Origin of the sequence: Staphylococcus microti (assembly GCF_000934465.1) — a bacterium.
In the GTDB taxonomy this organism is placed as follows: Bacteria; Bacillota; Bacilli; order Staphylococcales; family Staphylococcaceae; genus Staphylococcus; species Staphylococcus microti.
In genome coordinates, this window is the sequence record NZ_JXWY01000158.1 from 1 (window position 1) to 445 (window position 445).

Here is a 445-nt window from a genome sequence, read left to right on the forward strand (position 1 = left end):
AGTGAGTGAGAGCGACTCTACGAGCATGAGTAACTCAACGTCAGTAAGTGAAAGTGACTCTACGAGCATGAGTAACTCAACGTCAGTAAGCGAGAGCGACTCTACTTCAATGTATACAAGCGAATCAATGTCACAAAGTTTAGCGTCTCATAGTACATCTATGATAGAACCTGGTAAAGAATATCTTCCAGAAGCTGGTAAAACATCATCAGAGAACAGTTATGGATTGATGGGCGGTCTTGCAGCATTATTTGGTGGAATGAGTTTACTTAGAAAGTCTAAAAAGAGAGACAACAAGAACACTCTAAACAACAATGAATAGAACAACATATGTATAAACTGGACCCTATAGATTAGACACTAAAAAAAGAGTGTCGGTCTATAGGGTTATTTTAATGTATAATTTGAGTAACTACTCTAATGACTGAGAGGTGCAAATTGATGA

General features: G+C 37.5%; 1 protein-coding gene. It reads left to right on the forward strand.

Translation table 11 applies throughout. The features are described 5' to 3' along the window. Nucleotides 1-322, forward strand: a 322-nt coding sequence (locus tag TP70_RS11110) for an LPXTG cell wall anchor domain-containing protein (protein ID WP_044361659.1), incomplete at its 5' end; no start/stop codon positions are given. Nucleotides 323-445: the final 123 nt, after the last annotated feature.